The sequence below is a fragment of the Cryobacterium sp. Sr3 genome (assembly GCF_004402835.1).
GTDB lineage: Bacteria > Actinomycetota > Actinomycetes > Actinomycetales > Microbacteriaceae > Cryobacterium > Cryobacterium sandaracinum.
In genome coordinates this window covers 1-22,043 of record NZ_SOFA01000032.1, presented here as the reverse complement: position 1 = coordinate 22,043, position 22,043 = coordinate 1, and the positions used below count along the sequence as shown (strand labels likewise).

Here is a 22,043-nt window from a genome sequence, read left to right as displayed (position 1 = left end):
CCAATGCGACCACAGAAACCCCCGCCGGAGTCGACGGGGTTTTCCACGGTGCTAGGTCACTTCAGGGAGCCGCACCGCGACCCATCCGAGCCGGCTGTTCGTCCCTAGTTGACCGGCCCGGTGAACTTTTCTCCCGGACCCTGGCCGATCGCGTCGGGGATGGCCGAGGCCTCCCGGAAGGCCAGCTGCAGCGATCGCAGACCGTCGCGCAGGCTGCGCGCGTGCATGTCGGCGATGTCGGGGGCCGCGGCGGTGATCAGGCCGGCGAGGGCCGTGATCAGCTTGCGCGCCTCGTCGAGGTCGGTCTGGTTCTCCGGGTCGTCGGCCAGGCCGACCTTGACCGCGGCGGCGCTCATCAGGTGAACGGATGCCGTCGTGATGATCTCCACGGCCGGCACGTCGGCGATATCGCGTGTTGCCTGGGCTGCATCCTGCTCGTTGCTGTTGGTCACTGCATTCCTCTGTTAGACTCGACCGGGCTCCGAGATGCAAGTCTCGGTACGAAAGTGGATAATCTCCCACCCGCGCATACCGCTTCATCTAGGTTACCGGGTAGTTGCACTCCGCCTTCGCGGCGCTGTACTCCAACAGGAATCCGCTCCGCGTGGGTAGACAGGGTGTCGTCTGTGGTATTCGGGCAGTTTTCTCCGACAATCCAGACGCGTTTTTCCTCTCTTCGTCTCCGGGCGACATCCGTCTCCTGGCTGTAGCCACGATGCATGAGAAGAGGAGAGACGCATCAGCGATCCCCGTACAAATGACCGTATCCGCGTCCCCGAAGTCCGTCTCGTTGGTCCTAACGGCGAGCAGGTTGGGGTCGTGGCCATCGATGTTGCGCTGCGCCTTGCACAGGAGGCCGATCTTGACCTCGTCGAGGTTGCACCGACCTCGAAGCCGCCCGTTGCCAAGATCATGGACTACGGCAAGTTCAAGTACGAAGCTGCGCAGAAGGCCAAGGAGGCCCGGCGCAACCAGGCGAACACGATCCTGAAAGAGGTTCGTTTCCGTCTCAAGATTGATAAGCACGACTACGAGACCAAGCGCAAGCGCGCCGAGGGCTTCCTGAAGGCCGGTGACAAGGTCAAGGCCATGATTCTGTTCCGTGGCCGCGAACAGTCCCGTCCCGACCAGGGCGTACGTCTGCTCCAAAAATTTGCCGAGGATGTCGCCGAGTTCGGTTCCGTGGAATCGAGCCCGACCATTGACGGTCGAAACATGGTCATGGTCGTTGGCCCGCTGAAGAACAAAGCGGAAGCCAAGGCCGAGATCAACGCACACAAGGCTGCCGATCGGGCAGAAAAGGTTGCCGACAAGGCTGACAAAGTTGCTGATAAGGCAGCGAAACTGGAGGAAAAAGATGCCTAAGATGAAGACCCACTCCGGGACGAAGAAACGCTTCAAGGTCACCGGTTCCGGCAAGATCATGAAGCAGCAGGCCGGCCTGCGCCACAACCTCGAGGTCAAGAGCACCCAGCGCAAGTCCCGCCTGAACCACGACCAGGTGCTGGCCAAGGCCGACACCAAGGTCATCAAGAAGCTTCTCGGTCGCTAGACCCGTACCCCGTAAGGAACTAAGAAAATGGCAAGAGTCAAGAGGGCCGTAAACGCCCATAAGAGCCGTCGCGTTATTCTCGAGCGCGCCAAGGGTTACCGCGGTCAGCGCTCGCGTCTGGTCACCAAGGCCAAGGAGCAGCTCACTCACTCCTTTACCTATAGCTACCGTGACCGTCGTGCACGCAAGGGTGACTTCCGTCGCCTGTGGATCCAGCGGATCAACGCTGCGTCCCGCGCGAACGGCCTGACCTACAACCGTCTGATCCAGGGTCTCGCCCTGGCCGGCATTCAGGTCGACCGTCGCATCCTGGCCGAGCTGGCCGTCAACGAGCCCGCCACGTTCGCGGCCATCGTCGAGAGCGCCAAGGCAGCACTGCCCGCCGACACGTCGGCACCCCGGGTCGCCGCGTAGCTGTCAGCCGGCACCAGCACTATCACGCACTCTCCACGGGAGCGGGCCCCGCGCCCGCTCCCGTTTTGCGTGCCCGGGGCCGGTTCGCCGGGTCGCCGCGTGTGCCCCGAGCGGGAACACAGCCGCCCCGCCCCGGCAAGTAAGCTGGAGGCATGTTAGATAATCCCCGTTCTCCGCGCGTGCGGGCTGTCGCGAAACTGGCGAATCGAGCCGCTCGCTCCGAGGCGGGGCTGTTCCTCCTGGAAGGCCCCCAGTCGGTCTCCGAGGCCCTCAACTTCCGGCCCGACCTTGTTGTGGAGCTCTTCGTGACCCCCACCGCCCTCGAGCGGCACCCCGAGATCGCCCAGGTCGCCCAAGAGGTGGGCGCCGAGCTCGAATTCGTCACCGAGCAGGTGCTCGAAACGATGGCCGACACGGTCACGCCGCAGGGTTTCATCGCGGTGTGCCGTCAGTTTCCCACCTCGGTCAAGGACATCTTCGCCAACGAGCCCAAGCTCATCGCCATCCTCGAAGAGGTGCGCGACCCCGGAAACGCCGGCACCATCATCCGTGCCGCGGATGCCGCCGGCGCCGACGCCGTGATCCTCACCGGCCGCAGCGTGGACCTGTACAACCCGAAGGTCGTGCGCTCCTCGACCGGCTCGATCTTCCACCTCCCCGTCGCCGTCAGCGCGACGCTCTCCGACGTGCGCGAACGGGCCCGGTCCGCCGGCCTGCAGATCTTCGCCGCCGACGTCAAGGGCACTGATTTGCTCGCTGCCCGCACCGAGGGGCTTCTGGTCGCTCCGACGGCGTGGCTGTTCGGCAACGAAGCCCGCGGACTGACCGACGAAGATCTCGCCGTGGTCGACCGGTCCATTTCTGTTCCCATCTACGGTCACGCCGAATCGATGAACTTGGCGACGGCCGCCAGTGTTTGCCTGTATGAAAGCGCATTTGCTCAGCGCAGCTGATTATCACAGCTCGGTAACCACCGGCTTGGTGGTTCTGAGAAACCCTGTTCTAGCCTAGGTTTGGGACATGGAGCCTACAGAATCTGCGCCGGCGACGTCCAACATCACGGTGTTGCGCGGTGAGCCTCTCGTCGTGATCAGTGACGTGGACAAGCACTACGGTGACCTTCACGTGCTGAAGAAGATCAACGCCGTGGTCAACCGCGGCGAGGTCGTGGTGGTGATCGGGCCGAGTGGCTCCGGCAAGTCCACCCTCTGCCGGGCCATCAACCGGCTCGAGACCATCGACGCGGGCGTCATCACGATCGACGGCGTCAAGCTGCCGGCCGAGGGCAAGGCGCTGGCCAAGCTGCGCGCGGACGTCGGAATGGTGTTCCAGGCGTTCAACCTCTTTGCCCACAAGACCGTCCTCGAGAACGTCACCCTCGGGCCGATCAAGGTGCGCGGCCTGTCGAAGGCCGAGGCCGAGAAAAAGGCCATGGTCCTCCTCGAGCGTGTCGGCGTGGCCAACCAGGCCAAGAAGATGCCCGCCCAGCTCTCCGGTGGACAGCAGCAGCGGGTCGCGATCGCACGGGCTCTCGCCATGGACCCGAAGGTCATCCTGCTCGACGAGCCGACCAGTGCGCTCGACCCCGAGATGATCAACGAGGTGCTCGAGGTCATGATCAACCTGGCTAACGACGGCATGACCATGATCGTCGTCACGCATGAGATGGGCTTCGCCCGCCGCGCCGCCGACCGGGTCATCTTCATGGCCGAGGGCGAGATCGTCGAGGAGACCACGCCCGAGCAGTTCTTCACCAACCCCCAGAGCTCGAGAGCGAAGGACTTCCTCTCCAAAATACTTGCCCACTAACCGGTGTGCAGGACGACACAGCAATCAGGAGATACCCATGAGACTCACTAAAGGTCTAATGATTTCGGCCATTGCCCTCGCGAGCGTTCTCACGTTGAGCGGATGTACCGATTCCGCTCAGACGCCCGAGGCTGCACCGGTCGAGGAAACGGTTGAGTTCGAAGCCGGCACCTCCATGGCCGCGTTGAACGAGGCCGGGGCGATCACCATCGGCACCAAGTTCGACCAGCCGCTGTTCGGCCTCAAGGGCCCGGACAACAACCCGGTCGGCTTCGACGTCGAGATCGGCAAGCTCATCGCCGCGAAACTCGGCATCTCCGCCGACAAGATCAAGTGGACCGAGACCGTCTCGGCCAACCGCGAGCCCTTCCTCCAGAACGGCCAGGTTGACCTTGTCGTCGCGACCTACACGATCAACGACACCCGCAAGGAGGTCGTCGACTTCGCCGGACCGTACTACCAGGCCGGCCAGGACCTGCTTGTGCTCGCCGGCAACCCCGACAAGATCACCGGCCCGGAGGACCTCGCCGGCAAGCCCGTCTGCACCGTGAGCGGCTCGACGTCGGAGAAGAACATCGCCGCGTACTCCGACAACGTGATCGCGACCGACACCTACTCCAACTGCTTGGGCCCGCTCCGCAGCGGCGAGGTTGTCGCCGTGACCACGGACAACGTTATCCTGGCCGGCCTCGCCGACCAGAACGCCGGTGAGTTCGAGGTTGTCGACAACCCCTTCACCAAGGAGCCCTACGGCATCGGCCTGAAGAAGGACGACACCGAGTTCCGCACCTTCATCAACGATGTGCTCGATGAGGCGTACGAGGATGGCACGTGGGCCGAAGCCTGGGAAGCGACCGCCGGTACCGTGCTCGAGACCCCGACCCCGCCGGCAGTCGACCGGTACTAGTCGCCGAAAGCAGCACCTGCTGATCGGGGCGGCCGCGCCGCACAGGCGGCCGCCTCGACCAGCACCTTTTTCCTGGAACCCGCACGACCCACCCGCACGACATCCAGATAGTCACTACAGAAGAGGAGGTGAGTTGTGGACGCAGTCATCGAAAACCTGCCCCTGTTTCTGGAGGGCTTCAGAAATACATTGGGCCTTCTGCTTCTGGCCGGCACGGGAGCGCTCGTGTTCGGCATCATCATCGCTGCCATGCGCATCTCGCCCGTCGCATCCCTGCGCGGATTCGCCACCGTCTACACCGAGATCGTGCGCAACACCCCGCTCACGCTGGTGCTGTTCTTCTGCGCCTACATCCTGCCCTACCTCCAGTTCAGCCCAGGCTACTTCGTGCTCGCCACGATCGGACTCACCGTCTACACCTCGCCGTTCGTCGCCGAAGCCCTGCGCTCGGGCGTCAACGGTGTGCACGTGGGTCAGGCCGAGGCCGCCCGCAGCGTGGGTCTGACCTTCACGCAGACCCTCTCGTTCGTCGTCATGCCCCAGGCGGTGCGCATGGTCATCCCGCCGCTCATCAATGTGTTCATCGCCCTGACGAAGAACACCTCGGTCGCCGGCGCCTTCTTCGTCTTCGAACTCTTCGGCGCCGCCCGCAAGATCACCAACGATCGCGGCGATGAGGTGCTCGCGATCTTGCTCGCCGTGGCAGTCTTCTACCTCCTGGTCACCATCTCGCTCGGCCTGATCGCCGGTCGGGTCGAGAAGAAGGTGGCGGTTCTCCGATGACTTCCGTGCTTTACGACGCTCCGGGCCCCAAGGCCATCTTCCGTTCCCGGCTGTTCTCCGTGGTGGCCGGCCTCGTCATCGCCGCCGGCCTGGTCTGGCTGATCCTGGCGCTGGGTGCGCCCAAGACCAGCGCCAACGGCGCCGTTCAGCCGGGCCTCTGGGACGTCTCCCGGTGGGACGTCTTCGCCGACCGCGAGGTCTGGCGCACGCTCGGCCGCGGAGCACTGAACACCCTCCGAATGGCCGGCGTCGCCGCCGCGTTCGCCCTGGTGCTCGGTGTACTGTTCTCCTTCGGGCGCGTCTCCGATACTAAATGGATTCGGATCCCGACCACGGTCGTGCTCGAATTCGTGCGCGGCATGCCCGTACTGCTGATGATGCTTTTCATCCTCCTCGTCTTCTCCACCGGCTCCTTCTGGGCCGGTGTCGCCGCCCTCTCCGTCTATAACGGCGCGATCATCGGCGAGGCGCTGCGGGCCGGCATCAAAAGCCTGCCTCGCGGCCAGCGCGAGGCTGGGCTGGCCATCGGGCTCACGCCCGTGGCAACCCGGTTCCGGATCGAGTTCCCGCAGGCGTTCCGGCAGATGCTGCCGATCATCATCGCGCAGCTCGTCGTGCTCCTCAAGGACACGTCCCTGGCGTTCGTGGTCGGCTACGAGGAGCTCCTCCGCAGCGGGCTGTACAACCTGACGAACTTTTTCGGCAGCCGGTACTCCTTCTCCTTCTTCCTCGTCGTGCTCGCGATCTACCTGACGATGAACCTACTGCTCTCCTGGCTGGCCCGCGTCATCGCCCGCCGCACCGGCTCCAAGTCCGGCGGCGTCACCACGGACACGAAGGCGCCGCCTGAGAAGCCCCTCGATCCCGAGGTGGTCTACCCCGCTGCGCTCGGCAACCAGATGGGCGCCCGGGGGCTTTAGCGGCACTAAACTTGTGCCTTGTGTCTGACCCCACTGAGATCTCTGAACCAGTCGTGAGCGCGGCCGTCGACGCCGCACTCGCCGCCATTGACGCCGCGAACGACTCCGCGGCCCTGAAAACCGTGCGCACCGAGCACACCGGCGAGGCCTCCCCGCTGGCCCGACTCAACGCGCTGATGCGCAGCGTGCCGGGCAACCAGAAGGCCGCCGCCGGCAAGCTTCTCGGCCAGGCCCGAGGTGCCGTCGCCCAGGCGTTCTCCGCCCGCGAGGCCGCGATCACCGAGGCTGAGGCAACCGCTCAGCTCGCGGCCGAAACGGTCGACGTGACGGCGGCGGCCTCCACCTGGAAGCCCGGCGCGCGGCATCCGCTCACCCTGTTGCAGGAGCGCGTCGCGGATGTCTTCGTCGGCATGGGCTGGGAGGTCGCCGAGGGCCCCGAGCTCGAGAGCGAGTGGTTCAACTTCGACGCCCTCAATTTCGACGAGGACCACCCGGCCCGTGCCATGCAGGACACGTTCTTCATCGACCCACCCGAGGCACACCTGGTACTGCGCACCCACACCTCGCCGGTACAGCTGCGTGCCCTGTTGTCGCGCGAACTTCCCGTTTACGTCGTCGCGCCCGGCCGGGTGTTCCGCACCGACGAACTTGACGCCACGCACACGCCCGTGTTCCACCAGATCGAGGGCATCGCCGTCGACAAGGGCCTGACCATGGCGCACCTGCGCGGCACTCTCGACCATTTCGTGCAGGCCATGTTCGGCCCCGAGGCGAAGGTGCGCCTGCGCCCCAACTACTTCCCGTTCACCGAGCCGAGCGCCGAACTCGACCTGTGGCACCCGACCTTCAAGGACGGCGCCCGCTGGATCGAGTGGGGCGGCTGCGGCATGGTCAACGCCAATGTGTTGCGTTCCGCCGGGATCGACCCGGAGGTCTACTCCGGATTCGCGTTCGGCGTCGGCGTCGAACGGGCATTGATGTTCCGAAATGATGTGAAGGATATGCACGACATGGTCGAAGGCGACGTCCGGTTCAGCCAGCAGTACGGGATGACCGTCTGATGCGCGTACCACTGAGCTGGCTGGCTGAGTTCGTCGACCTGGCCCCGGGTATCACGCCCGAGGACGTGCACGCCGCCCTGGTGAGCGTGGGCCTCGAAGAGGAGGAGATCCACCGCTTCGAGCTGACCGGGCCGATCGTGGTCGGCCAGGTGCTCGAGTTCGTCGGCGAGGAGCAGACCAACGGCAAGACCATCAACTGGTGCCAGGTGCGCGTCGCCGCTGACGGCGAGCTCGCGGCCGACGGCGGCCCGGCCGTGCACGGCATTGTCTGCGGCGCCCACAACTTCGTCGTCGGCGACAAGGTTGTCGTGACCCTGCCCGGCGCCGTGCTGCCCGGTCCGTTCCCGATCGCGCCCCGCAAGACCTACGGCCACGTGTCCGACGGCATGATCGCCTCGGCCCGCGAACTCGGCCTCGGCGACGAGCACGACGGCATCCTGGTGCTCGGCAGCCTCGGCCTCGACCCCGAGATCGGCACGGATGCGATCAGCCTGCTGGGCCTGGACGACACCGCCGTCGAGATCAACGTCACGCCCGACCGGGGCTACGCCTTCTCGATCCGTGGCGTCGCCCGCGAGTACGCGCACGCCACCGGGGCTGCCTTCCGCGACCCGGCGCTCTCCGTCACCGCGGACGCGTTCACGGTCGCCTTCCCGGTCACCATCGCCGATCAGGCCCCGATCCGCGGTCGCGTCGGCGCGAGCGTGTTCGTCACCCGCGCGGTGCGCGGCGTGGACCCCACCCGGCCGTCTCCGGCCTGGTTGATCGCCCGCCTGAAGCTGGCCGGCATCCGTTCGATCTCGCTGATCGTCGACGTCACCAACTACGTGATGATCGAGCTCGGCCAGCCGATCCACGGCTACGACCTTGACAAGCTGGCCGGCGGTATCACCGTGCGTCGTGCAGAACCGGGCGAGAAGCTCGTCACCCTCGACGACGTCACCCGCATTCTCAACGCCGAAGACTTGCTGATCACCGACGAGTCCGGACCGATCGGTCTGGCCGGCGTAATGGGCGGTCAGAGCACCGAGATCGGTTCCGCGACCACGAATGTGCTGATCGAGGCCGCGAACTTCGACCCGGTATCGATCGCGCGCACGGCCCGTCGGCACAAGCTTCCCAGCGAGGCATCCCGCAGGTTCGAGCGCGGGGTGGACCCGGCCGTGGCCGCGGTCGCCGCCGCCCGCGTCGTTCAGTTGCTGGTCGAGCTCTCCGGGGGAGAAGCCGACGGCCTCGGCTCCCTGCACGACGCCACGCCCGACGCCGAGCCGATCTTCCTGCCGACCGGCTTCATCTCCGGCCTGATCGGACTCGACTACACCCGCGAGGAGGTGCGCACCTCGCTGGCCGAGATCGGCGCCTCGATCGAGGAGACCGAGATCGGGCTGAACGTCACCGCCCCGAGCTGGCGCCCCGACCTGACGGACAAGTGGACCCTGGCCGAGGAAGTCGCCCGCATCGTCGGTTACGACCGCATCCCCTCGGTGCTGCCCGTCGCCGCGCCCGGGCGCAGCCTCACCCACGCGCAGACCCTGCGCCGCCAGGTGGCGCAGACCCTGGCGGCCACCGGCCACACCGAGGTGCTCGCGTACCCGTTCGTGGCGGAGAAGTCGAACAACCTGTTCGGGCTGCCCATCGGCCCTGCTGTTCCGCAGATCCGGGTTGCCAACCCGCTCGACGGAGAGGCGCCGTTCCTGCGCACGTCGATCCTGCCCGGGCTGCTGCAGATCGCACACCGCAACCGCTCGCGCGGCCTCACCGACCTGGCCGTCTTCGAACTGGGCTTGGTGTTCCGGCCGGTGGCGGGCATCCGTTACGGCGGCTCCGTCGTGCCGCCCGGCGCGGTGCGCCCGAGCGCGCAGCTGGAGGCCGAGCTCAACGCGGGCATCCCGCCGCAGCCTCTGTCGGTGGCGGTCGTGCTGACCGGCTCCGTCGTGCGGCACCAGCCGGGGCAGCCCGCCGTGGCCGCAAGCTGGCAGCACGCCCTCGCCGCGGTGCAGCAGGTCGCGCTGGCCGCCGGCGTTCCGATCACGGTTCGCCAGGGTTCGCACCAGGCCATGCATCCCGGCCGCACCGCCGAGCTGTTCGTGACGACGGATGCCGGCACGACCTCGGTCGGCTACGCCGGCGAACTGCTGCCCAGCATCGCCCGCGACGCGGACCTGCCCGCGGTCGTCGCGGTTGCCGAGATCGACCTGACCGCCGTGTTCGCGGAGGCCGGCGCCGAGCTGCGCGCCACACCGATCGCCACGATGCCGGCCGCCACACAGGACCTGTCCCTCGTGGTCGACGCCGGCGTGCCGGCCGGCGACGTGCTCCGCACGCTGCTCGAGGGCTGCGGGCCGCTGCTCGACCACGCCGAACTCGTCGACGATTACCGCGGCACGGGCGTGCCGTCCGGGCGCAAGTCACTGACGTTCGCGCTGCGGTTCCGGGCGCCGGAGCGCACCCTCACCGCCGCGGAGGCCAGCGACGCCAAACTCGCCGGCGTCGCGGTGGCCGCCGCCCGCTTCGGGGCAGCTCTCCGCGAGTAGCGCGAGTAGCGCGAGTAGCGCGGGCTGGCGCCCGCTCCGCGCGCCGAGAGTCACCGCCCGGGCGGCGATTATCGGCGCGAACGGCGATTCTCGGCGCGCGGGGCGGCGCGCTAGGTTGGGAACATGTCTTTTTCGGTGGCGGTGGCAGGTGCGAGTGGCTACGCGGGCGGTGAATTGTTGCGTCTGTTGGCCGGGCACCCCGACTTCGAGGTGCGCACGGTCACGGCGCACAGCACTGCCGGGCAGCGTCTGATCGACGCGCAGCCGCACCTGCGCTCGCTCGCGCACCTCACCCTGGTCGACACGACGCCCGAAACCCTCGCCGGGCACGATGTGGTGTTCCTCGCCCTGCCCCACGGAGCATCCGGTGCCCTCACCGCGCACCTTTCCGCCGACACGCTCGTCGTGGACTGCGGTGCCGACCATCGGCTCGAAAGTGAGAGCGACTGGGCGGCGTTCTACGGGGGCGACTACTTCGGCGCCTGGACCTACGGCGTGCCCGAGCTCCCGGTGGTCGGCGGCACGCAGCGCTCCCGGTTGGCCGGCTCCCGCCGCGTCGCCGCCCCCGGCTGCAACGCGAGCACGGTGGCGTTGGCGCTGGCGCCGGGCATCCGTGCCGGGGTGATCGAGCCCGAAGACTTGGCCGCGGTGCTCGCGGTCGGACCCTCCGGCGCCGGCAAGAGTCTGACGCTGCCGAACCTCGCAAGCGAGATCCTCGGCTCCGCGAACCCCTACGCGGTCGGCGGCGTGCACCGCCACATCCCCGAAATCCAGCAGAGCCTGCGCTGGGCAGGGGCCTCGAACCCGACCATCTCATTCACCCCGGTGATCGTGCCGATGTCGCGGGGAATCCTCTGCACCGCGACGGCCCGTCTCGTGCCCGGCACATCCGGCGCCGCGGTGCGCGCCGCCTGGGAGGCGACCTACGCCGACGAACCGTTCGTGCATGTGCTGCCGGAGGGCCGATTCCCGCGCACGGGCGATGTGCTCGGCGCCAACACCGCGCTGATCGGCCTCGCCGTCGACGAGGCCGTGGGCCGCGTCGTGACGATCACCGCCGTCGACAATCTCACCAAGGGCACCGCCGGTGCCGCCATCCAGTCCGCCAACCTGGCGTTGGGACTGCCCGAGACCACGGGCCTGAGCACGAATGGAGTTGCCCCATGAGTGTCACCGCCCCCGCCGGGTTCGCCGCCGCCGGAGTTACCGCCGGCCTGAAACAGTCCGGCGGGCTCGACCTCGCCGTCGTGCAGAACCTCGGCCCGCTCACCAGCGCGGCCAGCGTTTTCACCAGTAACCGGTGCAAGGCGAACCCGGTGCTTTGGAGCGAGCAGGTCATGAAGGGCGGCCGAGTCAAGGCCATCGTGCTCAACTCGGGCGGCGCGAACTGCTACACCGGCAGCATCGGCTTCCAGACCACGCACGCCACCGCCGAGGCCATCGCCGACCGCTTGGAGATCTCCGCCGGCGAGGTGCTGGTCTGTTCCACCGGCCTGATCGGCGAACAGCTCGACCTCGGCAAGATCACCGCCGGCGTGTGGGACGCGACCCTCGCGCTGCAGGGTGAGAAGGCCACCTCCGACGCCGCCGGCCTGGCCGCGGCGCAGGCGATCATGACCACCGACACCACACCCAAGCAGACCATGCTCGTTTCCGACACCGGCTGGACCATCGGCGGCATGGCCAAGGGCGCCGGAATGCTCGCGCCTGGCCTTGCCACCATGCTCGTGGTGCTGACCACCGACGCCGTGCTCGACTCCGAGCAGCTGGACGTGGCCCTCCGCCAGGCCACCCGGGTCACGTTCGACCGCCTCGACTCCGACGGCTGCATGTCCACCAACGACACTGTCACCCTCCTCGGCTCCGGGGCGAGCGGGGTCACCGCCGACCTGGCCGAATTCACGGATGCCCTGATCGCCATCTGCCAGGACCTCACCCTGCAGCTGCAGGCCGACGCCGAGGGGTCCGCCCACGACGTCGCCATTACGGTGCGGCACGCCGGCACCGAGGCCGACGCCGTCACGGTCGCCCGCGCGGTCTCCCGCAGCAACCTGTTCAAGACCGCGATCTTCGGCAACGACCCGAATTGGGGCCGCGTGCTCGCGGCGGTCGGTACGACGGATGCCGCCTTCGACCCCTACGGCATCGACGTCGCCATCAATGGCGTGCAGGTCTGCACCGCGGGGGAACCCGACCAGCCGCGTGAGCTCGTCGACCTGACCCCCCGCTCGGTCTCCGTGCTGATCGACCTGCACGAGGGCGACGAGACGGCCACCATCTGGACCAACGACCTCACCCACGCCTACGTCGAAGAGAACAGCGCGTACTCGAGTTGAACCCGGTCCACGAAACCCCCGGCGACGAGACGACCCCAGGCGACGAGACGAACAGCCGGGCGGAGGCAGCCGTCAAGGCCGCCACGCTGATTGAGTCGCTGCCCTGGCTCAAGCGGTTCCACGACCAGATCATCGTGGTCAAGTTCGGTGGCAACGCCATGGTCAGCGAGGAACTGCAGCGAGCGTTCGCCGAAGACATGGTGTACCTGCGTTATGCCGGCATCCGCCCCGTCGTCGTGCACGGCGGCGGCCCGCAGATCTCCGCGATGCTCGACCGCCTCGGCATCGCGAGCGAGTTCCGCGGTGGCTACCGGGTGACCACGCCCGAGGCGATGGACGTCGTGCGGATGGTGCTCACCGGCCAGATCAACCGCGAGCTGGTCAGCCGCATCAACCAGCACGGCCCGCTGTCGGCCGGGCTGTCCGGCGAGGACGCCGGGCTGTTCCAGGGCCGTCGCCGCGGCACCGTCATCGACGGCGGCGAGGTCGACCTCGGCCTCGTCGGCGACGTGATCGGCGTCGACCCCGAGGCCGTGCTCGCCCAGCTCGCCGCCGGCCGTATACCGGTCGTCTCCTCGATCGCACCCGACACGGATGTCCCGGGCCAGTCCCTGAACATCAACGCCGACGCCGCCGCCGCGGCCCTCGCGGTCGCGCTCGGCGCCGTCAAACTGGTCATCCTGACCGATGTCGCGGGGCTGTACAGCGACTGGCCCAACCACGACTCGCTGGTGTCGGTCATCGACGTGGACTCGCTTCGCTCCCTGCTGCCGGGCCTCGAGTCGGGAATGATCCCCAAGATGACGGCCTGCCTCGACGCGGTCGAGGGTGGCGTCGCGAAGGCGGCCATCATCGACGGCCGGGTACCACACTCGATCCTGCTCGAGGTCTTCACCGGCAGCGGGATTGGAACCGAAGTGGTCCCGGCATGAGCAATACGCACCCAGAATCGAGCACCGCACAGATGGCCGATTCCGGCACCCCCGACTGGCGCGAGCGTTTCAGCGCCGCCATGATGCACACGATCGCACCGCCGCTGGCGATGCTCGTGCGCGGGAAGGGGTGCTACGTCTGGGACGACGAGGGCACGAAGTACCTCGACTTCCTCGCCGGAATCGCCGTGAACTCGCTCGGCCACGCGCATCCGGCTCTCGTCGCCGCGGTCACCGACCAGGTCGGCCGGCTTGCCCACGTCTCGAACTACTTCGCGTCGCCACCGCAGCTGGAACTGGCCGAACGGCTCAAGCGCCTCACCGGTGCGGGACAGGCCGGCCGGGTCTACTTCTGCAATTCCGGCGCCGAGGCCAACGAGGCCGCATTCAAGCTGGCCCGACTGAACACCGACGGTGGCAGCCGAACCCGCATCCTCTCCCTTCACGACTCGTTCCACGGCCGCACGATGGGGGCGCTCGCCCTCTCCGGCAAGCCGGCCATGCGCGAGCCGTTCCTGCCGGTCCCCGAGGGGGTCGAGCACATCCACGCCACGCTCGAGGGGCTGGACGCCGCGATCGACGAGACCGTCGCCGCCCTCTTCCTCGAGCCCGTGCAGGGCGAGGCCGGGGTGGTCGACCTGCCCGCAGGGTTCCTGCGCCACGCCCGCGAGCTGTGCACCCGAAACGGCGTGCTGCTCATCCTCGACGAGGTGCAGACCGGCGCCGGCCGCACCGGCGAGTGGTTCGCCTACCAGCACGACGGTATCCAGCCGGATGCGCTCACGCTGGCGAAGGGGATCGGCGGCGGCCTGCCCATCGGCGCCCTCGTCACCTTCGGGGCAGCGTCGGAGCTGTTCCAGCGCGGCCAGCACGGCTCAACCTATGCCGGCAACCCGCTCGTCACGGCCGCCGCCAACGCCGTGCTCGGCGCCATCGAGGCCGACGGCCTGGTCGCCAACGCCGCGCGGCGCGGCGAGCAGCTGCGGGAGATCCTCGCCGGTTTCGGTTCCCCCCTCATCGGCGAGGTGCGCGGCCGCGGGCTCCTACTCGGTGTCGGGCTGACCGAACCGGTCGCCACCCGCCTGGCGGCCGCGGCCCAGAGCAACGGCTTGATCGTGAACGCCGCAAACGAGTCCACCATCCGTCTGGCCCCGCCCCTCATCGTCGGCGACGACGAACTGGCCGATTTCGAGTGCCGATTCGGGCTCGCTCTGGCCAGCCTCTAGAGTTGAACGATCTATTCCCCAGAAGCGAAAGTGACACCGTGACCCGCCATTTCCTGCGCGACGACGACATCTCACCGGCCGAACAGGCCGAGATCCTCGACCTTGCCCTGGACCTCAAGCGTGACCGATTCGCGGTCAAACCTCTGGCCGGCCCGCAGACCGTGGCTGTCATCTTCGACAAGTCATCGACCCGCACCCGGGTCTCCTTCGCCGTGGGGATCGCCGACCTCGGCGGCAGCCCGCTGATCATCAGCACCGCGAACAGCCAGCTCGGTGGCAAGGAAACCGCCTCCGACACGGCCCGCGTGCTCGAGCGCCAGGTGGCCGCGATCGTCTGGCGCACCTACGGCCAGGCCGGACTCGAGGAGATGGCCCTCGGCACCACGGTGCCCGTCGTCAATGCGCTGTCCGACGACTTCCACCCCTGCCAGTTGCTCGCCGACCTGCTCACCATCCGTGAGCACCGCGGCGACCTGGCCGGTCAGACCCTCGCGTTCCTCGGCGACGGAGCCTGCAACATGGGCCAGTCCTACCTGCTTGCCGGCGCGACCGCGGGCATGCACGTGCGCATCGCCTCCCCGGTCGGGTACACGCCCACCGACGAGGTCGTCGCGGATGCCGCGGCGATCGCCCTGCGAACCGGCGGCTCCGTGGAGCTCTTCACCGACCCGGTCGCGGCCGTCACCGGCGTCGACGTGGTCGTCACCGACACCTGGGTGTCGATGGGCAAGGAAGAGGAGAAGGCCACCCGCCTGGGTGACCTCGGTCGCTACCGTGTGGACGCCGCCCTGATGGCGCTCGCGAAGCCCGACGCTCACTTCCTGCACTGTCTGCCGGCTGACCGCGGTTACGAGGTGACCGCCGACGTCATCGACGGCGCGCAGAGCATCATCTGGGACGAGGCCGAAAATCGCCTGCACGCCCAGAAGGCGCTGCTCGTCTGGCTGCTCACCCAGAACGGCGCCTAACGCCCCGGCGGGCGTCACAGCATGACCGTAAACTTGATCAGATCGAATTTTTAGGGAGAACCATGGCTGAACGCGTTGTGCTGGCATATTCGGGCGGACTCGATACCTCGGTTGGCATCGGCTGGCTGAAGGATGCAACCGGCAAAGAGGTCGTGGCCCTCGCCATCGACGTGGGACAGAGCGGCGAGGATATGGACGTCATCCGCCAGCGCGCCCTGGACTGCGGCGCCGTCGAGTCCATCGTCGTCGACGCGAAGGACGAGTTCGCCAGCGACTACGTCGTGCCGGCCCTCAAGGCCAACGCGCTCTACCAGAAGCGTTACCCGCTCGTCTCCGCGCTCAGCCGCCCGCTGATCGCCAAGTACCTCGCCTCCACGGCCAAGGAGCTCGGAGCGAACAGCGTCGCGCACGGCTGCACCGGCAAGGGCAACGACCAGGTGCGCTTCGAGGCCGCCGTCGCCGCCCTCGCGCCCGAGCTCACCTCGCTCGCCCCGGTGCGCGATTTCGCCCTCACCCGGGACAAAGCCATCGAATACGCGGCGCTGCACGACCTGCCCATCGCACAGTCGAAGAAGAGCCCCTACTCGATCGACCAGAACGTCTACGGCCGTGCGGTCGAAACCGGCTTCCTCGAAGACCCGTGGAATGCCCCGATCGAAGACCTCTACACGTACACGCAGGACCCGGCCGTGACTCGCGAGCCCACCGAGGTCGTCATCAGCTTCGACCAGGGTGTTCCCGTCGCGATTGACGGCGTCGCCGTCACCCCGCTGCAGGCCATCGAAATGATGAACCTGCTCGCCGGCAACCAGGGCGTCGGACGGATCGACATCGTTGAGGACCGCCTCGTCGGCATCAAGAGCCGCGAGGTCTACGAGGCCCCCGCCGGCATCGCCCTGATCGCCGCGCACGAAGAGCTCGAGAACATGACCGTGGAACGTGACCTGGCCCGCTACAAGCGCACGGTCGAGTCCAAGTGGGCCGAACTCGTCTACGACGGCCTCTGGTTCTCCGGTCTGAAGCGCGCACTCGACGTGTTCATCGACGAGACGCAGAAGCACGTGACCGGTGACATCCGTCTGAAGATGCATGCCGGCACCGCCGTCGTCACCGGCCGCAAGTCCACGCAGAGCCTCTACGACTTCAACCTCGCCACCTACGACACCGGGGACACTTTCGACCAGTCCATGGCCAAGGGTTTCATCGAGCTGTGGTCGCTGCCGAGCAAGATCTCGGCCCGCCGCGACCTCGCCGGCAAGTAGGGCTGACGTGGCTGGCGACACGGACACGCACGAGAACCGCGCGGGCAAGGCGGGCGCCCTCTGGGGTGGCCGCTTCGCCGGGGGACCGTCGCCGGAACTGGCGAAGCTGAGCAAGTCGACCCAGTTCGACTGGCCGCTGGCTCCCTACGACATCCGTGGTTCCCAGGCCCACGCGCGGGCCCTGGCCGCGGCCGGTTACCTGACCGCCCCGGAACTCGTCGCCATGATCGCCGGCCTCGACACCCTGATGCAGGCCGTGGTCGACGAGAGCTTCCTTCCCGCAGAATCCGACGAGGATGTGCATTCGGCCTTGGAACGCGGCCTGATCGACATCGTCGGCGTCGAACTGGGCGGCAAGCTGCGCGCCGGCCGCAGCCGCAACGACCAGGTCGCCACCCTGGTGCGGATGCTGCTGCGCGACAAGGCGAAGGGCATCTCCGCCCACGTCATCGACCTGATCGACGCCCTGGCGTCGCAGGCCGAAGCGAACGACGAGGCCATCATGCCGGGCCGCACGCATCTGCAGCACGCCCAGCCGGTGCTGCTCGCCCACCACCTGTTCGCGCACTGCTGGCCGCTCGTGCGCGACCTCGAGCGGTTCACCGACTGGAACACGCGCGCCGACTACTCGCCCTATGGGTCTGGTGCCCTGGCCGGCAACACGCTCGGCCTCGACGCCAACCTGGTGGCGGCCGACCTCGGCTTCAGCGCTGTGGTCGAGAACTCGATCGACGGCACCGCGAGCCGCGACCTGGTCGCCGAGTTCGCGTACATCACCGCCCAGATCGGTATCGACCTGTCCCGTCTGGCCGAGGAGATCATCCTCTGGAACACCCGCGAGTTCGGTTTCGTCACCCTCGACGACTCCTACTCCACCGGGTCGTCGATCATGCCGCAGAAGAAGAACCCGGACATCGCCGAGCTGGCCCGCGGCAAGGCGGGGCGCCTGATCGGCAACCTGACCGGTCTGCTGACCACTCTCAAGGGGTTGCCGCTCGCCTACAACCGCGACCTGCAGGAAGACAAGGAGCCAGTCTTCGACTCGATCGAGACGCTCGAGGTGCTCCTGCCGGCCTTCAGCGGAATGATCGCGACCCTGACCTTCCACACTGAACGGATGGCCGAGCTCGCCCCCCAGGGATTCTCCCTGGCCACCGACGTCGCCGAGTGGCTCGTCAAGCAGCAGGTCACGTTCCGGGACGCGCACGAAATCACCGGTTCGCTGGTGAAGTTCGCGGAGCGGAACGGGCTCGACCTGCACGAGGTGGACGACGCCGCGCTGCTCGCGCTGTCGCCGCACCTCACGCCGGACGTGCGCGAGGTACTCACCATCACCGGTTCGGTGTCCCGCCGCGACGGCCAGGGCGGGACCGCCCCGATGCGCGTGGCGGAGCAGCGCGCGGCGCTCGTCACCCGGGTGCGCGCGCTGGCGGCTGCGCTCGGCATGTGACACTCGCCGACGGCATTCTGGCGCGACCGGCGGTTGAGGTCGCGCCACAGTTGTTGGGCGCGCTGCTCGACCGCGCCGGGGTGCGGCTGCGCATCACCGAGGTGGAGGCCTACCTCGGGCAAGGGCTCGACCCCGGCTCGCACGCCTTCCGTGGCCAGACCCGGCGGAACGCGTCGATGTTCGGCCCGAGCGGCCACCTCTACGCGTACTTCAGCTACGGCATGCACGTCTGTGCGAACATCGTCTGCTCGCCGGGCGGCGAAGCGTCCGCCGTGCTGCTGCGCGCCGGCGAGATCGTCGACGGTGTCGCCGAGGCACGGATGCGCCGCCCCACCTCACGCAGCGACCGCGACCTGGCACGCGGCCCGGCCCGGCTCACGCTGGCGCTCGGCATCGGGCTGGGAGACGACGGTGCGGACCTCGGTGAGGCGCCGTTCACGCTGACCCTGCCTCCCGAACCGGTCGCTTTCCGCAGCGGACCCCGCACCGGAGTCGGCGGCGTCGGCGGGGGAGCGGAGTATCCGTGGCGATTCTGGATCCCGGGCGACGCGTCGGTGTCGCCGTACCGGCGACATCCGAAGCTGGGCGCTGAGCCCGACTCTCGCTAGGCGCGCGTCGTCGACAGGCGAGCACCGTCGACAGGGTCGGGCGGTCGACAGGCTCGGGCCGTCGCCGGGCTCGCGCCATCACCGGGACCCGCGCTGGGGCATCCGTCGTCATATAAAAGCGGAGATTTTCGGGAAACGCCGGTTCGGGGGCCGACCGGCGTGTCGCGAAAATCTCCGAGGTTACGTCAGCGCGATCGGCACGGATGTCCCGGGTCGCGCGGCAGGTTCGGGTCACCGGATCCCGGCAAGCTCGACCGCCGACCGGCGCCTACGTCAGGGCGATCTGCACCAGGGCGGCGCACGCGCACGCCCAGATCAGGCTCGCCAGCGTGCCGATGATGAACCGCTCCCGGGCCTCGGCCGTGGCCAGCTCGGTGAAGCGGCCGACGCCCTTGATCGCCACGACGACCGCGATGGCCTCCGGGAAGCCCGCCAGGATCGCGCCGGCCACGGCGAGGCGCTCCAGGATTCCGATCATCAATCCACCGCGCAGCACCTCGTGCACGAAAGTGCCGTGCGTTCCGGCCGTCCCCTCACCATCGGGTACACCGGTGGCATCCGGTGCATCCGGTGCGCCGGCATCAACCCCGGACGCGCGGCCCGGCTCCGGTGTCACGGGAGCGCCGCCGTTGTCGACCAGGATCCCGCCGTGCTGGCCTTGGGGCACGGAGTTGTTCGTGGCCAGCCTCAGCGCAAGCAGCGCCGCCGGGCCGCCGCCGACCACGGCGAGACCGAGGGCCACCATGCCGAGGAGCACGCCCGACACGGTCGCGCCTCCGGGCGAGGGGAGGGCGGCGATCATCAGGGCCGCAGCGAGGGCGCCGCCGGAGACCGCGGCGAACTGCGGCTTCTGGCGCCGGAACGCGAGGATGGCGAAGACCAGCGAGCCGGTGGTGACGACCAGGAGGGACATCCAGTAGAGGTAGGCAACGATCGGGAAGGACGAGGAGATCATGCGGCAGGGTCCGTTTCGGTCGTGGCGTGCTCGAGGTTCTCCAGCAGCCTAACGAGTGCGGGCTGGGCGGACTGGTCGACCCTCCAGAGGGCGATTCGGATGCGCTGGCTGACGGCGGCGGGGGAAATGCCGAGCTCGGCGGCGATCTCCACCTGGGACATCCCGCTCGCCAGCAGGTCGATGGCCGCCCAGCCCTCCTGCGAGCGACGCTGGCGAAGGAGCAGCAGATTGGTGATGAGTGCTTCCACCCCGTCGGCGTCGAGCAGCGGAGCAGAGCGGCCAGCAGTACGGCCAGCAGTACGGCCAGCGGCCGGATCAACCTCGAGACTGAAACGGGCCTCGGCCTTCTTTGCCCGCGTCACGGCCGCCCGCGCCGCGACGAACGCACCGCCGGAGGCCTGCCGGGTTGTTTCTGGAAGAGGGGTGCGCACCTCGCCGATGCCGAGCCCGATGCTCCAATGGCCCGCGCGATGCAGCGCGAGAACGGCGGCAAGGGCCGTGCCGGCGTCGGGCAGCAGTAGCTGGATCTCATCGCCGGACGTCTGGTCGGGCGGCAGCGTGAACGCCGGGCCGTACGCGGCCACGAGCTCGGCGATCATCTCGCCGGCCCGATCGCGATCGTTGCGGCTGTCGACCTGGTCGGCCGTGATGACGAACATGGGCGGGACCTCCGACGGAGTTGGCGGGCTGATATGAAGCTTCCACGATGAATCTACACTAATTTAGCCTATAGGCTTAATATTTGCCGATCAAGGTGTGGTCCTGAATTCCCGGGCAGCGAGTCGGGCGCTGATATCCTTGGCTCGTGTCAGATCCAGCCATCCTCGCCCTGCAAGCCAACGACCCGACCTTCGACGACGTCTGGGAGGAGATCTCCTGGCGAGGCCTGGTACAGGTGTCCACCGACACCACCGAACTGCGTGAGCTGCTCGCCGGCCCGCCGGTCACGTTCTACTGCGGCTTCGACCCGACCGCCCCGAGCCTGCACCTCGGCAACCTCGTGCAGCTGCTGCTCATGCGCCGGCTGCAGCTGGCCGGACATAAGCCCCTCGGCCTGGTCGGTGGGTCCACCGGACTGATCGGTGACCCGCGCCCCACGGCCGAGCGCACCCTGAACTCTCGGGATGTCGTCGGCGAGTGGGTGGGCTACCTCCAGGCCCAGGTCTCGCGCTTTCTGAGCTCGGAGGGCGACAACGCCGTCACCCTGGTGAACAACCTGGACTGGACCGCCCCGCTCAGTGCCATCGACTTCCTGCGCGACATCGGCAAGTACTTCCGGGTCGGCAGCATGCTCAAGAAGGATGCCGTGAGCGCCCGGCTGAATTCCGACTCCGGCATCAGCTACACCGAGTTCAGTTACCAGGTTCTGCAGGGGATGGACTTCCTCGAGCTCTTCCGCACGTACGGCTGCGTGCTGCAGACCGGAGGCAGCGACCAGTGGGGCAACCTCACCAGCGGTATCGACCTCATCCGCAAGGCGGAGGGGGAGAGCGCCCACGCCATCGGCACCCCGCTGATCACGAACAGCGACGGCACCAAGTTCGGCAAGAGTGAGGGCAACGCGGTCTGGCTCGACCCCACCCTCACCAGCCCGTACGCGTTCTACCAGTTCTGGCTCAACACCGACGATGCCGATGTCCTCAACCGGCTGAAGGTGTTCACCTTCCTCACCCGGTCCGACATCGAGGAGCTCGCGGGTGCCGTGGCGGCGGAACCGTTCAAACGCCTCGCCCAGCGCACGCTCGCCGTGTCCGTGACGAGCCTTGTTCACGGCCGTGCCGCGACGGATGCCGCCATCCAGGCCGCGCATGCCCTCTTCGGCCAGGGTGAGCTGTCCGATCTCGACGAGGCCACCCTCGAAGCCGCGCTGCGAGAACTCCCGAACACGACGACCGCCCCGCACGCCCCCGTGGTGCAGCTGCTGGTCGACACCGGACTCAGCATGAGTCTGAGCGAAGCCCGCCGTGCCATCAGCCAGGGTGGGGTCTATCTCAACAACGTGAAGGTGCTGAGCGATGACCAGACCATCGAGGGTGCCGTGCTTCCCGGGGGAGTGGCCGTGCTCCGCCGTGGGAAGAAGACCTTGGCCGGCGTTTTCGTCGTCTGATTCAGAGACGGATGTCGCCTGGTCGTTCCGCCCCGTTGGGGCGTGACACGCCCGGGCGGTTGCTGGTTTTGACGGCCTGGTGTGTCGGCCGTAATGTATTCAAACGTACCCCACAGGTGCGGAAAGCCGCAGAGCTTCCCGGCCTCATGTGGAACCACAGTTTTTCGCTTCGTCTCATGCTTGTTCCTGTTTCAGGTGGGTGTGGGGGAGGCCTAAGAT

General features: G+C 67.8%; 22 protein-coding genes. 19 read left to right on the top strand and 3 right to left on the bottom strand.

Annotated features, from left to right (window positions below; genetic code table 11):
• Window positions 1-104: 104 nt before the first annotated feature.
• Window positions 105-452 (bottom strand): DUF1844 domain-containing protein, encoded by a 348-nt coding sequence (locus tag E3N94_RS08785; protein WP_104101224.1) that lies wholly within the window; start codon window positions 450-452, stop codon window positions 105-107.
• A gap of 286 nt (window positions 453-738) precedes the next feature.
• Here E3N94_RS08785 and infC point away from each other — a divergent pair, with 286 nt between their 5' ends.
• The 18 genes from infC (at window position 739) to E3N94_RS08695 (ending at window position 18,762) form a co-directional block, all read left to right on the top strand.
• Window positions 739-1,365 (top strand): translation initiation factor IF-3, encoded by a 627-nt coding sequence (gene infC / locus E3N94_RS08780; protein WP_104101226.1) that lies wholly within the window; start codon window positions 739-741, stop codon window positions 1,363-1,365.
• Complete coding sequence (rpmI, locus tag E3N94_RS08775; protein ID WP_104101228.1) at window positions 1,358-1,552, top strand: 50S ribosomal protein L35; 195 nt, start codon at window positions 1,358-1,360, stop codon at window positions 1,550-1,552. The genes infC and rpmI overlap by 8 nt, the downstream gene beginning before the upstream one ends.
• Before the next feature lie 27 nt (window positions 1,553-1,579).
• Window positions 1,580-1,966 carry a 50S ribosomal protein L20 gene (gene rplT, locus E3N94_RS08770; protein ID WP_104101231.1) on the top strand — a complete coding sequence of 129 codons (387 nt, stop codon included), beginning with the start codon at window positions 1,580-1,582 and terminating at the stop codon, window positions 1,964-1,966.
• 152 nt (window positions 1,967-2,118) lie between these two features.
• Window positions 2,119-2,919, top strand: coding sequence for an RNA methyltransferase (locus E3N94_RS08765; RefSeq protein WP_104101233.1), 801 nt, complete (start codon window positions 2,119-2,121; stop codon window positions 2,917-2,919).
• Window positions 2,920-2,986: 67 nt separating this feature from the next.
• Entirely contained in the window at window positions 2,987-3,775 is a 789-nt protein-coding gene (locus E3N94_RS08760; protein WP_104101236.1) for an amino acid ABC transporter ATP-binding protein, read from the top strand.
• Window positions 3,776-3,812: 37 nt separating this feature from the next.
• Window positions 3,813-4,682, top strand: coding sequence for a glutamate ABC transporter substrate-binding protein (locus tag E3N94_RS08755; RefSeq protein ID WP_104101238.1), 870 nt, complete (start codon window positions 3,813-3,815; stop codon window positions 4,680-4,682).
• A gap of 135 nt (window positions 4,683-4,817) precedes the next feature.
• Window positions 4,818-5,465, top strand: a complete 648-nt coding sequence (locus E3N94_RS08750; protein WP_104170093.1) for an amino acid ABC transporter permease — start codon at window positions 4,818-4,820, stop codon at window positions 5,463-5,465.
• Window positions 5,462-6,385, top strand: a complete 924-nt coding sequence (locus tag E3N94_RS08745; protein WP_104101242.1) for an amino acid ABC transporter permease — start codon at window positions 5,462-5,464, stop codon at window positions 6,383-6,385. The genes E3N94_RS08750 and E3N94_RS08745 overlap by 4 nt, the downstream gene beginning before the upstream one ends.
• A 20-nt stretch (window positions 6,386-6,405) precedes the next feature.
• Entirely contained in the window at window positions 6,406-7,446 is a 1,041-nt protein-coding gene (gene pheS, locus E3N94_RS08740; protein ID WP_134342196.1) for a phenylalanine--tRNA ligase subunit alpha, read from the top strand.
• Entirely contained in the window at window positions 7,446-9,980 is a 2,535-nt protein-coding gene (gene pheT, locus E3N94_RS08735) for a phenylalanine--tRNA ligase subunit beta (protein WP_134570093.1), read from the top strand. Before pheS ends, pheT begins: the two co-directional genes overlap by 1 nt.
• A gap of 123 nt (window positions 9,981-10,103) precedes the next feature.
• On the top strand, window positions 10,104-11,147 hold the full coding sequence (argC, locus tag E3N94_RS08730; protein WP_134342194.1) for an N-acetyl-gamma-glutamyl-phosphate reductase: 1,044 nt from the start codon (window positions 10,104-10,106) through the stop codon (window positions 11,145-11,147).
• Window positions 11,144-12,316, top strand: a complete 1,173-nt coding sequence (gene argJ, locus E3N94_RS08725) for a bifunctional glutamate N-acetyltransferase/amino-acid acetyltransferase ArgJ (protein ID WP_104170088.1) — start codon at window positions 11,144-11,146, stop codon at window positions 12,314-12,316. The genes argC and argJ overlap by 4 nt, the downstream gene beginning before the upstream one ends.
• Before the next feature lie 86 nt (window positions 12,317-12,402).
• Window positions 12,403-13,248, top strand: a complete 846-nt coding sequence (gene argB, locus E3N94_RS08720) for an acetylglutamate kinase (protein WP_241973084.1) — start codon at window positions 12,403-12,405, stop codon at window positions 13,246-13,248.
• Window positions 13,245-14,474, top strand: a complete 1,230-nt coding sequence (locus E3N94_RS08715; protein WP_277870677.1) for an acetylornithine transaminase — start codon at window positions 13,245-13,247, stop codon at window positions 14,472-14,474. The genes argB and E3N94_RS08715 overlap by 4 nt, the downstream gene beginning before the upstream one ends.
• Window positions 14,475-14,512: 38 nt before the next feature.
• Entirely contained in the window at window positions 14,513-15,442 is a 930-nt protein-coding gene (argF, locus tag E3N94_RS08710; protein ID WP_134570092.1) for an ornithine carbamoyltransferase, read from the top strand.
• A 62-nt stretch (window positions 15,443-15,504) separates the two neighbouring features.
• Entirely contained in the window at window positions 15,505-16,704 is a 1,200-nt protein-coding gene (locus E3N94_RS08705) for an argininosuccinate synthase (RefSeq protein WP_104101259.1), read from the top strand.
• Window positions 16,705-16,711: 7 nt separating this feature from the next.
• Entirely contained in the window at window positions 16,712-18,154 is a 1,443-nt protein-coding gene (gene argH / locus E3N94_RS08700) for an argininosuccinate lyase (RefSeq protein ID WP_134421003.1), read from the top strand.
• Window positions 18,151-18,762 (top strand): DNA-3-methyladenine glycosylase, encoded by a 612-nt coding sequence (locus tag E3N94_RS08695; protein WP_104101263.1) that lies wholly within the window; start codon window positions 18,151-18,153, stop codon window positions 18,760-18,762. The genes argH and E3N94_RS08695 overlap by 4 nt, the downstream gene beginning before the upstream one ends.
• A 268-nt stretch (window positions 18,763-19,030) precedes the next feature.
• On the opposite strand, the gene E3N94_RS08690 is transcribed toward E3N94_RS08695, so the two are convergent.
• Window positions 19,031-19,717, bottom strand: coding sequence for a hypothetical protein (locus tag E3N94_RS08690; RefSeq protein WP_134570091.1), 687 nt, complete (start codon window positions 19,715-19,717; stop codon window positions 19,031-19,033).
• Window positions 19,714-20,376 (bottom strand): winged helix-turn-helix transcriptional regulator, encoded by a 663-nt coding sequence (locus E3N94_RS08685; protein WP_134375090.1) that lies wholly within the window; start codon window positions 20,374-20,376, stop codon window positions 19,714-19,716. Before E3N94_RS08685 ends, E3N94_RS08690 begins: the two co-directional genes overlap by 4 nt.
• 146 nt (window positions 20,377-20,522) lie before the next feature.
• Between E3N94_RS08685 and tyrS the strand changes: the two genes are divergently transcribed.
• Window positions 20,523-21,824 carry a tyrosine--tRNA ligase gene (gene tyrS, locus E3N94_RS08680; RefSeq protein ID WP_241987092.1) on the top strand — a complete coding sequence of 434 codons (1,302 nt, stop codon included), beginning with the start codon at window positions 20,523-20,525 and terminating at the stop codon, window positions 21,822-21,824.
• Window positions 21,825-22,043 lie beyond the last annotated feature (219 nt).

Coding starts and splice junctions, on each gene's coding strand:
- rpmI (WP_104101228.1), top strand. CDS start 1,358: ATGCCTAAGATGAAGACCCACTCCGGGACGAAGAAACGCTTCAAGGTC.
- rplT (WP_104101231.1), top strand. CDS start 1,580: ATGGCAAGAGTCAAGAGGGCCGTAAACGCCCATAAGAGCCGTCGCGTT.
- E3N94_RS08765 (WP_104101233.1), top strand. CDS start 2,119: ATGTTAGATAATCCCCGTTCTCCGCGCGTGCGGGCTGTCGCGAAACTG.
- E3N94_RS08760 (WP_104101236.1), top strand. CDS start 2,987: ATGGAGCCTACAGAATCTGCGCCGGCGACGTCCAACATCACGGTGTTG.
- E3N94_RS08755 (WP_104101238.1), top strand. CDS start 3,813: ATGAGACTCACTAAAGGTCTAATGATTTCGGCCATTGCCCTCGCGAGC.
- E3N94_RS08745 (WP_104101242.1), top strand. CDS start 5,462: ATGACTTCCGTGCTTTACGACGCTCCGGGCCCCAAGGCCATCTTCCGT.
- pheT (WP_134570093.1), top strand. CDS start 7,446: ATGCGCGTACCACTGAGCTGGCTGGCTGAGTTCGTCGACCTGGCCCCG.
- argC (WP_134342194.1), top strand. CDS start 10,104: ATGTCTTTTTCGGTGGCGGTGGCAGGTGCGAGTGGCTACGCGGGCGGT.
- argJ (WP_104170088.1), top strand. CDS start 11,144: ATGAGTGTCACCGCCCCCGCCGGGTTCGCCGCCGCCGGAGTTACCGCC.
- E3N94_RS08715 (WP_277870677.1), top strand. CDS start 13,245: ATGAGCAATACGCACCCAGAATCGAGCACCGCACAGATGGCCGATTCC.
- E3N94_RS08705 (WP_104101259.1), top strand. CDS start 15,505: ATGGCTGAACGCGTTGTGCTGGCATATTCGGGCGGACTCGATACCTCG.
- E3N94_RS08690 (WP_134570091.1), bottom strand. CDS start 19,717: ATGATCTCCTCGTCCTTCCCGATCGTTGCCTACCTCTACTGGATGTCC.
- E3N94_RS08685 (WP_134375090.1), bottom strand. CDS start 20,376: ATGTTCGTCATCACGGCCGACCAGGTCGACAGCCGCAACGATCGCGAT.